Origin of the sequence: Stenotrophomonas sp. GD04024 (genome assembly GCF_029837545.1) — a bacterium.
Lineage (GTDB): Bacteria > Pseudomonadota > Gammaproteobacteria > Xanthomonadales > Xanthomonadaceae > Stenotrophomonas > Stenotrophomonas forensis.
In genome coordinates this window covers 18735-27621 of record NZ_JAOEDV010000060.1, presented here as the reverse complement: position 1 = coordinate 27621, position 8887 = coordinate 18735, and the positions used below count along the sequence as shown (strand labels likewise).

Below are 8887 nucleotides of genomic sequence, written 5' to 3'. Positions count from 1 at the left end.
TGTTGCCCCGGTGATTGCCGGGGCTTTTTTGTTGCTGGGACTGAAGCGGTTCCGGAGCTGGGGCAAGTCGGGAGCGGAGCCGGGACACGCCGTAAACCCATCCATGGGGGCTCGATGGCGCCATCCATGGCGCCAACGGTCCCGGCCCCGCTCCCCGCCTCGCCCCTTCCCATCACTGCGCGCGTGCCAGCTCAAGCAAAGGCAAGAGCAGAAGCAGAACCTGTACATCCGAGGCGTAATGGTTGCCTGCAATTGCAGGAGGCAGGTTTTGATCCTGCATTTGATTTTGATGTTGCTTTGACCTTTGCATTCGCCTCCGCGGCCATGTCTGATGGGGGCTGCAGGGGCAGGCGCTGCGGGACCGTCCGCGGCATGGATGCCGCGGCCGAGCTTACAGGGATGTACTTGCAGCGTGTCCCGCAGCGCCTGCCCCTGCAGCCCACCCACTTCGAAACAGGAACGCGCCGCTCTTCAATCCACCTACCCCCGGCTAGAATGTGCGCATGAAAGCCCTGCACTCCCTCTTCCTCGCCGCCGCCCTGGCGCCGGCCCTGCTGTCCGTCTCCGCCCCCGCCCATGCCTGGGGCGCGCAAGGCCACCGCCTTGTCGCCGAAGTCGCAGACGCCCGACTCACCCCTGCCGCCCGCGCCGAAGTGGATCGCCTGCTGGCCACTGAACCGGACGCCACCCTGGCCAGCATCGCGCCCTGGGCCGATCAGCTGCGCGCCAAGGACCCGGGCCTGGGCCGTCGCTCGGCCGGCTGGCACTACGTCAACATCGCCGAAGACAACTGCCACTACGAAGCCCCGAAGCACTGCAAGAACGGCAACTGCATCGTCGAGGCGCTGAAGGCACAGAGCGCCATCCTCGGCGACCGCAGCCTGACCGACGGCGAGCGCCTGCAGGCGCTGAAGTTCGTCGTGCATCTGGTCGGCGACATCCACCAGCCGATGCACGCCGGCTATGCCCACGACAAGGGCGGCAACGATTTCCAGCTGCAGTTCGGCAACCGTGGTACCAACCTGCACTCGCTGTGGGACAGCGGCATGCTCAACACCCGCAAGCTGGACGACGCCGGCTATCTGCCGGTGCTGCAGAGCCAGCGTGCGCCGAAGCTGGCGCGCCAGTCCAACCCGCAGCGCGACCCGCAGACGTGGGCCGAAGCCAGCTGCCGCATCTCCATGCAAGCTGGCGTTTATCCGGCATCGCGTAAAATCGGCGACGAATACACCGAGCGCTACCGGCCGCTGGCTGAAGCGCAGCTGCGACTGGCCGGTGAGAACCTGGCACAGTTGCTGAACCGCGTGCTCGGCACGCGCTGAGGAGCAATCCAATGCCGGCCCAGGTGCAGTCGTTCTTCCACCGTGACAGCAATACCTTCAGCTACCTGGTCAGTGACCCGGCCAGTTGCGAGGCAGCGCTGATCGACCCGGTGCTGGACTACGACCCGGATACTGATGCCAGCAGCGAATCACCGCTGCATGCCGCGTTGCAGGCCATTGAACAACAGGGCCTGCAGCTGCGCTGGCTGCTGGAAACGCACGCCCACGCCGACCATGTGTCGGCCGGGCGCCGGCTCAAGCAGCGCTTTCCGCAGGCCACGCTGGCCATCGGCGAAGGCATCCGCGCGGTGCAGGCCACTTTTGCGCCGCGCTACGGCCTGCAGCTTCCTGCTGCGGATGAAATCTTCGACCACCTGTTCAGCGATGGCGAAATCTTTGCGCTTGGCGAACTGCGCGGCCAGGTGATCGCCGTGCCCGGCCACACTAGCGACAGCATCGCCTACCTGATCGGCGATGCGCTGTTCACCGGCGACTCGCTGTTCATGCCCGACGGCGGCACCGCCCGCTGCGACTTCCCGGGCGGTGACGCCGCGCAGCTGTACCGCTCGATCCAGCGCCTGCTGGCGCTACCCGATGCGACGCGCGTGTTCGTCTGCCACGACTACGGCCCGGGCGGCCGCGACTTCGCCAATGAGACCACCATCGGCGAACAGCGCGCGCACAACATCCACGTGCACGATGGTGTGGCCGAGGCGGAGTTCGTCAGCGTGCGCCAGGCCCGCGATGCCACGCTGGAAGAACCCAAGCTGATGCAGCCGGCCGTGAAGGCCAACATCCAGGGCGGAGCCTGAGGTCCAGGTGGACAGCCAGAGAAGCGCCTATCCGAGGCTCACCTCGTGATAGGTGGTTTCCTCCAACAGGCCATCCTGCGACGTTCCAACAAAGATCTCTCTCGACAGGACCCGGTTCTTGTTGAAGCGAATGCGCACGTTGTAACTCTCTGAGGCATCCCCGCCCTGCAACATCAGGCTGCCGCCCTTGGAGCTGAGATCAATCGTCGCACTGGAAAGATCCACCAGATCGAAATAGGCGGAGCGCGGAACAGGCAAGGCAGCACCATTGACTCGGATCTGCAGCGATTGCACTCCTTTGCAGGGGCGCGCCTTCGCAGACTACGTAGCGCGGGTCGTCGGCCGTTGTAGCACGAATGCCCAGTCGCACTTCGACCTTCATACCCGGAGATTGCGCGGTCAGAAGCTCCGTTGGCTTGCCCCCGATGTGCACTGAAACCGCTGCAGCCGTCGAGCCTGATGCCAGCATCAGCAGAACGAGTAAAAGCGAACGCTTCATGTGAGATCCCGCGGCGAGAAGAACGGGGTAAGGGCGGGTATTGGCTGCTGGACCTTCGCAGACCCGCTTACCTCAATCCAGTCCACAATCCACTACCAGATCCTTGCGCGTCAGAACGGGAACCTGCGCCGCAAGGTCAACACCCATGAACTGCACGTAGATCAGGCCTTTCTGGTCTGCGCGCTTGTTGCCGAGCAGCACTCGATCTTTACCTCTTGAATGCTCCGTGCCGACCAGCACGAATCCACGGGTCGGGCTCAGATCCCGGTTCCATCGAACGCCATCGTAGGAAGGATGATTCCCGATGTAGACATCAATGTCCTTGCCAGCCAGCTTCAACAATCCCTGTTCAAAATCCAGTCCCGGGGCCTTCACGTGGTAGCTGTCACCGGCCCGAGGGAAAATGCACACCCCGAACTCGCGGCTCATCGGCGTTGGAGCGTCGCCGTCGCGGTGCGTACATGCACCGAGGCAGCCCAGGCAGGCAAGGAAAAGCAGCCTCTTGCTATTGGCTCGCATAGCTGCACCCTCTCACGATGGTTCTGTCCTTGCTGGGATCCAGAACATCTTCCAGATTCTTCCCATCCGGCCTGGCGCCATTGAAGTTGCGGCTCATGGTGCCGCCAGCCACCGGGTTACGCCCGGAACCGGCTATTGTCAACAACCCTCTTACATCTTCGTGCCCGACAGCAAGCCCGCCGCTACCGCCCCTGCATCCGCACCACATGCTGCCCCTTCACGATCTCGAAGGTGAAGGCGTACTGCAGCGTGACCGCCACCGGCTCGATGCGCTCCGCGCCGCGGCAATCGCCGCGATCCGCCGGCACCTTGCCCGGTGCGAAATGGCAGACCGCCGCGGACGAGTACTTCCACATCGCCACCGCGTCCTGAGCCGCCTGCAACAAGGGCGCGTTCTCAGGTGCGGCCCCGGCTGTGCACTCGGCACGATCGGTCAATGGCAGGCTGCGTTCCACACCGCCATCGGCGTCCACCACCACCTGCAGGCAGATGGTGGTCGGTGCCAGTTCCGCGCGCGGATCACGATCACCGACCTCCGGGTCCGGTGCCGCGTAGAGCTGCGGCATCCGGTAGCCCTCGCTCGCGCCCAGCGAGTACGCCTGCACCTGTCCATCGCCGTCGCCGGTCTGCGGCCGCAGGCGCTGGTGGCCGACATTCTCGCTGCGGGTATCGACGGTGGCCAGCCGGCCCTGGGTCGCGCACCCTGCCAACAGCGCCGCCATCATCAACAGCGGCGCGCGCTTCACTTCGCGTCCTCGGTGTCGTCCATCGCGAAGGTGATCGGAATACGCACGGCAGCGGCCACCGGCTTACCGTTCTTCATTGCCGGACGATAGGTCCAGCTGTGCGCAGCAGCCACCGATACCGCATCGAACACGCCCGGATTGGTAGCGCTGAGCACCTGGACATCGGCGGGACGCCCCTGTGCATCCACCTCCACGCGCAGGTTCACCACGCCCACCTGGCGTTGTTCGGCCGCAGACTTCGGATAGGACGGCGGCGGCATCTTGTCGACCTGGACGGGTCGGTCCAGCCCAGCCCTGGCTGCGTCTTCCTGAGCGTGTTCAAACGGCTCGACCCCGATCCTCGGCGCTCCCGCCGTACCGCCCTGGCTGGCCCACGCCACCGCTCCCATCCCCAGGCACACCCCGATCACCAGCACCTGGCCCGACACCCACGGCAATGCCTTCCGCTTGGACTGCTTCAACATGGCGATACGCTCCTTCAACACGGGTTGGCTGCGCCAATGGCAGACCGCGGGCGCAACCGGATGGACCAGCTGCGCTTTCAGCAGCGTGCTGGCGTAGAGGCCGCGCAGCGCAGGCTGCGGGGCCATGGTGCGGGCATCACAGGCCAGTTCCTGCTCGCGCAGGAAACGGCGTGCGGCCCAGGGCAACAGCGGGTGGAACCAGAACACCGTGCGCATCAGCAGCAGCGCACCATTGGCCCAGTGGTCACCATTGCGACGGTGGCTGCGCTCGTGCTGCAGGATCAGGTCCTGCTCCTGTGCGCTGAACTGCTGGTCGAACGCCGGGCCGACCACGATGCGCGGCCGCCACAAACCGACCAGCGCCGGCAGCCCGGGATCACCGCTGGCCTGCCAGCTGCCATCGGCACGCGGCCGCAACGGGCCCATGCGCCGCTCGAAGCGCCGCTGTGCACGCAGCTCGCGCAGCAGGCAGACGCCCATCCCCAGTGCCCAGGCCACCAGCAGCAGACCGGCCCATGGCAGCGCATGACCGCTCGCGCCCTCGAGGGCGCCCGGCATCACCTTCAGCGGCAGCGTCGGCACCTGCTGCAGCAATGCAACCCGGGGCAACGGCACCAGCAGCGCCACCATCAGCAAGGGCAGCAACCACCAGCTGCGATAGGCCAACCCAGCGCCCCCCAGACGCACCAGCAAGGGCCGCAGCGCGGCCAGCACGACCACGCCCACCGCCAGCCACAGGCTGGCCTGCCACAGTCCGTCGAGCAGCTCAGTCATGGTCCAGCTCCTGGATCAACTTCTTCAGTTCGGCGATGTCCTGCGCGCTCAGCTGGCCGCGTTCGCTGAAGTGCGCCACCAGCGGTGCCACCCGGCCTTCGAAGACGCGGCCGATGAAGTCCTGGCTCTGTGCCTCCACCCACGCCTGGCGCTGCAGCAGCGGCCGGTAAAGATAGCGCCGGCCATCGCGCTCGGCGGCGATCGCGCCCTTGGTCAGCAGGCGGTTGAGCAGGGTCTTGATGGTCGGCTCGGCCCAGTCGCGGTGGGCCAGTGCGGCCACCACCTCGTCGGCGCTACGCGGTGCCTGCTGCCACAGCACCTCCATCACAACGGCTTCGGCTTCGCTGATCGGGGTCATGGTTTACATCCGTAATCGACGAATTGATTACGCGCGTAATCGAACCTCATGTCAAGCCCCTCGACTCCGGGTTCATCCCGGCTGCGCCAGCATCGGTTCCTCCCGCCCCAGGCCCCGGATGAAAGCGCTGCCCAAGGAAGATTTCCCGGTCGAGCAGGCCCGCCGCTTCCTCGAACCCGGCCCGATCGTGCTGGTCAGCACCGCGTGGCGCGGCCAGCGCAACCTGATGACGATGGGCTGGCACATGGTGATGGGCTTCTCGCCTTCGCTGGTCGCCACCTACCTGTGGCACGAGAACCACAGCCACGCATTGGCGCGGGGCAGCGGCGAGTGCGTGATCAATGTTCCCAGCGTGGAGCTGCTCGATACGGTCGTGGACATCGGCAACTGCAGCGGCCGCGAGGTCGACAAATTCGCCCGTTTCGGGCTGGATGCACTGCCCGCGCGCGAGGTCGGCGCGCCGCTGGTCGGACAATGCCATTCGTGCTTCGAATGCCGCCTTCATGACGACAGCCAGGTGGAATCGAGCAACCTGTTCATCTGGGAAATCGTGCGTGCGCACGTGGCGCCGCGGCCGAAACTGCCGCGCACGGTGCACTACCGCGGCGATGGGCAGTTCATGGTGTCCGGCGCCGAAGTCTCGCGTCGACGGCGGTTCAAGCCCGACATGCTGTAATGCCAGCACTCCCCTACTCGCAGGACCACCGCGCATGACCGAACACCTCACCGACCTGGACGCCGCCGTCGACTGGTTGTTTGCGCGCGTGGACGGGCCGCTGCGGATCGGGGCGCCGCTGGCACTGGGCAAGCCGCATCGGCTGCTCAATGCGCTGTATGCACGCGTCGAGCAGGATCCGTCGCGGCCACTGCAGCTGTATACCGCGCTGTCGCTGAACCCGCCGAAGGCGCGCGGCAATGGCCTGGAAGCGCGCTTCATGGCCCCGTTCGCGCAGCGCCATTTTGGCGACGATTTCCCGCGCCTGGCCTATGCCGATGCGATCGCGCGCGACGCGTTGCCGGCACATGTGCAGGTGGAAGAGTTCTACATGCAGTCCGGCGCCCTGCTCGGTTCGCGGCAGGCGCAGTCCAGCTACACCAGCCTGAACTACACCCACGCCGCCGATGCGGTCGCCCAGCGCGCGCCGCAGGTGATCGTGCAGAAAGTGGCGATGCGCCCGGATGACCGGCGGCTCTCGCTGTCGTGCAACAACGACATTACCCAGGACACGCTGGATGCCATCGCCGTGCGCGGACTGCCGCGCCCGCTGCTGGTCGCCGAGATCGATCCGCAGCTGCCCTACCTGGGCGGCTCGGCCACGGTCGATGTGTCGTTCTTCGATCTGGTGATCACCCCGCCGCCGCCCTACCCGGCCCTGTTCGGCCTGCCGCGGCAGCTGGTTGGCGATGCCGACTATGCCATCGGCCTGTATGCCAGCACCCTGGTACGCGATGGCGGCACGCTGCAGATCGGCATTGGCACGCTGGCCGATGCGCTCAGCCACGCACTGGTGCTGCGCCATACCGACAATGCGCGCTATCGCCGCGTACTGCATGCACTCGACCCACAGCTGGCCAGCCATCCGCTGGTGCAGGAAATCGGCGGCCTGGACCCCTTCGAAGTGGGCTTGTACGGCTGTAGCGAAATGCTCAACGAGGGCTTCCGCCGGCTGGTACAGACCGGGGTGATCAAGCGCAAGGTGCACGATGACCTTGCGCTGATGCAGCGCATCGAGAACGGCAGCACGCTGTCGATCGACCATGCCACGCTGGACGCCGAGGGCGAGTACCTGCACGGCGCGTTCTACCTCGGCTCACCGGAGTTCTACGAATGGCTGCGCACGCTGCCGGAAGACGAATGCCGCGCGATCGGCATGCGTCGCATCAGCGAGATCAACCAGCTGTACGGCGGCAACGAAACACTGGAGCGCCTGCAGCGCCGCCACGCGCGCTTCTTCAACTCCTGCATGATGGCCACCGCACTGGGTGCGGCGGTCTCGGACGCGCTGGATGACGGCCGCGTGGTATCCGGGGTGGGCGGCCAGTACAACTTCGTGGCGATGGCACATGCTTTGCCGGAAGCCCGCAGCGTGCTGATGTTCCGCGCCGCGCGCGACGACAAGGGCCAACGCGAATCCAACGTGCGCTGGAACTATGGCCACACCACCATCCCGCGCCACCTGCGCGACATCTACCTAAACGAGTATGGCATCGCCGATCTGCGCGGATTGACCGACGAGGACTGCGTGCAGGCGATGGCCGCGATCACCGAGGCACCGTTCCAGGCCGGCCTGCTGCAGCAGGCGCACGCCGCGCGCAAGCTGTTGAGGGCCACGCCGCCGGATCCCGAACGCCTGCAGCGCAACACGCCGCAGTCACTGGCCGCGGCACTGGCACCGTTCCGCGCCGATGGCAGCCTTCCGGACTATCCGCTGGGCAGCGACTTCAACGAGATCGAGCAGGTACTGGTGAAAGCGCTGGGCTGGTTGAAGGCCAACACGCAGACCCGTGGCGACAAGCTGCGCACCGTCTGGGCAGCGCTGCGCCAACCGGCCGGTGATGGCGATGCGGTGTACCTGCAGCGCATGGGCCTGCAGGCACCGAAGGATTTCGCCGAGCGCCTGGACGCACGCCTGCTGCGCCTGGCGCTGGCACGCACCGCCTGAAAAAAGGGGACGGAGGGGATTAAGTCGTTTCTGCACAAACGACTTAATCCCCTCCGTCCCTTTTTTCATCCACGCATGGCGCGGATCTACTGTCCGATCCTCACCGAATCCTCAAGATGCAGGCGGGTAATCGGTGGATGCTCTCGATGCTCGACCTGCCACAGGTCATAGGCCGCCTGCATTGCCAGCCACATGCGCGCATTGCCCAGACCTGCAAGCTCAAGGCGGAATGCAAGCTCCGCGGAGATACCGGCGTGCCCGTTGATGATGGTCGACAGCTGTCCGCGGGAATAACCAAGATGCTGCGCCAGCGCACTGATGGACATGCTGATCGCCGGCAGTATGTCTTCGCGCAGCGATTCCCCGGGATGCGGCGGATCATGCAACGGCATCGAGCAGACTCCTAGTGGTAATCGAGGTAATCGGCCAATTCGACGTCGAGCCCACGAAAGCGGAATACCAATCGCCAACTCGCGGAGACACTTACAGCCCAGTAGCCGCTATAGCTTCCGCGCAGAGGATGCAGGCGATTTCCAGGCAAGCCCATGTCTCCAGGACGCTGGGCTTGGTCCAGCTGGTGAAGCAAGCGCCGCAACCGCCCCGCATGATCGGCACGAACGCCTGAAATGTCGCCCCGTTCATAGAGCGCCTTCAGACCCCTGTGCCTGAAGCTGACGATCACGCGGCACCAGTGTAAGGCATCACCTTACACCCCGCAAATCCACCATGG

General features: G+C 65.6%; 11 protein-coding genes. 4 read left to right on the top strand and 7 right to left on the bottom strand.

What is annotated here, in order from left to right:
• Window positions 1-503: 503 nt before the first annotated feature.
• Together N7590_RS16520 and N7590_RS16515 are read left to right on the top strand one after the other, a co-directional pair.
• Window positions 504-1322: a S1/P1 nuclease gene (locus N7590_RS16520; RefSeq protein ID WP_164241677.1), complete on the top strand. Its 819-nt coding sequence runs from the start codon at window positions 504-506 to the stop codon at window positions 1320-1322.
• 11 nt (window positions 1323-1333) lie between these two features.
• Complete coding sequence (locus N7590_RS16515; RefSeq protein ID WP_279935733.1) at window positions 1334-2134, top strand: MBL fold metallo-hydrolase; 801 nt, start codon at window positions 1334-1336, stop codon at window positions 2132-2134.
• A gap of 27 nt (window positions 2135-2161) precedes the next feature.
• Here the strand turns inward: N7590_RS16515 and N7590_RS16510 are convergent, their stop codons facing one another.
• From N7590_RS16510 to N7590_RS16490, 5 genes are all read right to left on the bottom strand, one after another.
• Complete coding sequence (locus N7590_RS16510) at window positions 2162-2428, bottom strand: hypothetical protein (protein ID WP_053510045.1); 267 nt, start codon at window positions 2426-2428, stop codon at window positions 2162-2164.
• 277 nt (window positions 2429-2705) lie between these two features.
• Complete coding sequence (locus N7590_RS16505; RefSeq protein WP_164241679.1) at window positions 2706-3062, bottom strand: hypothetical protein; 357 nt, start codon at window positions 3060-3062, stop codon at window positions 2706-2708.
• Between the two features lie 272 nt (window positions 3063-3334).
• Window positions 3335-3898, bottom strand: a complete 564-nt coding sequence (locus tag N7590_RS16500; protein WP_053510041.1) for a hypothetical protein — start codon at window positions 3896-3898, stop codon at window positions 3335-3337.
• On the bottom strand, window positions 3895-5136 hold the full coding sequence (locus N7590_RS16495; RefSeq protein ID WP_053510039.1) for a TonB family protein: 1242 nt from the start codon (window positions 5134-5136) through the stop codon (window positions 3895-3897). Before N7590_RS16495 ends, N7590_RS16500 begins: the two co-directional genes overlap by 4 nt.
• Complete coding sequence (locus tag N7590_RS16490) at window positions 5129-5494, bottom strand: BlaI/MecI/CopY family transcriptional regulator (protein ID WP_012481135.1); 366 nt, start codon at window positions 5492-5494, stop codon at window positions 5129-5131. The genes N7590_RS16495 and N7590_RS16490 overlap by 8 nt, the downstream gene beginning before the upstream one ends.
• Window positions 5495-5612: 118 nt before the next feature.
• Between N7590_RS16490 and N7590_RS16485 the strand changes: the two genes are divergently transcribed.
• Both N7590_RS16485 and N7590_RS16480 read left to right on the top strand, forming a co-directional pair.
• A complete protein-coding gene (locus N7590_RS16485; RefSeq protein WP_053510037.1) occupies window positions 5613-6170 on the top strand; it encodes a flavin reductase family protein in 558 nt (185 codons plus the stop codon).
• A 34-nt stretch (window positions 6171-6204) separates the two neighbouring features.
• On the top strand, window positions 6205-8157 hold the full coding sequence (locus N7590_RS16480; protein ID WP_164241680.1) for an acetyl-CoA hydrolase/transferase C-terminal domain-containing protein: 1953 nt from the start codon (window positions 6205-6207) through the stop codon (window positions 8155-8157).
• Window positions 8158-8243: 86 nt separating this feature from the next.
• Here the strand turns inward: N7590_RS16480 and N7590_RS16475 are convergent, their stop codons facing one another.
• Together N7590_RS16475 and N7590_RS16470 are read right to left on the bottom strand one after the other, a co-directional pair.
• On the bottom strand, window positions 8244-8549 hold the full coding sequence (locus tag N7590_RS16475; protein ID WP_053510033.1) for a HigA family addiction module antitoxin: 306 nt from the start codon (window positions 8547-8549) through the stop codon (window positions 8244-8246).
• A gap of 11 nt (window positions 8550-8560) precedes the next feature.
• Complete coding sequence (locus tag N7590_RS16470; protein WP_080375973.1) at window positions 8561-8839, bottom strand: type II toxin-antitoxin system RelE/ParE family toxin; 279 nt, start codon at window positions 8837-8839, stop codon at window positions 8561-8563.
• Window positions 8840-8887 lie beyond the last annotated feature (48 nt).

Coding starts and splice junctions, on each gene's coding strand:
- N7590_RS16520 (WP_164241677.1), top strand. CDS start 504: ATGAAAGCCCTGCACTCCCTCTTCCTCGCCGCCGCCCTGGCGCCGGCC.
- N7590_RS16515 (WP_279935733.1), top strand. CDS start 1,334: ATGCCGGCCCAGGTGCAGTCGTTCTTCCACCGTGACAGCAATACCTTC.
- N7590_RS16505 (WP_164241679.1), bottom strand. CDS start 3,062: ATGAGCCGCGAGTTCGGGGTGTGCATTTTCCCTCGGGCCGGTGACAGC.
- N7590_RS16495 (WP_053510039.1), bottom strand. CDS start 5,136: ATGACTGAGCTGCTCGACGGACTGTGGCAGGCCAGCCTGTGGCTGGCG.
- N7590_RS16490 (WP_012481135.1), bottom strand. CDS start 5,494: ATGACCCCGATCAGCGAAGCCGAAGCCGTTGTGATGGAGGTGCTGTGG.
- N7590_RS16485 (WP_053510037.1), top strand. CDS start 5,613: ATGAAAGCGCTGCCCAAGGAAGATTTCCCGGTCGAGCAGGCCCGCCGC.
- N7590_RS16480 (WP_164241680.1), top strand. CDS start 6,205: ATGACCGAACACCTCACCGACCTGGACGCCGCCGTCGACTGGTTGTTT.
- N7590_RS16475 (WP_053510033.1), bottom strand. CDS start 8,549: ATGCCGTTGCATGATCCGCCGCATCCCGGGGAATCGCTGCGCGAAGAC.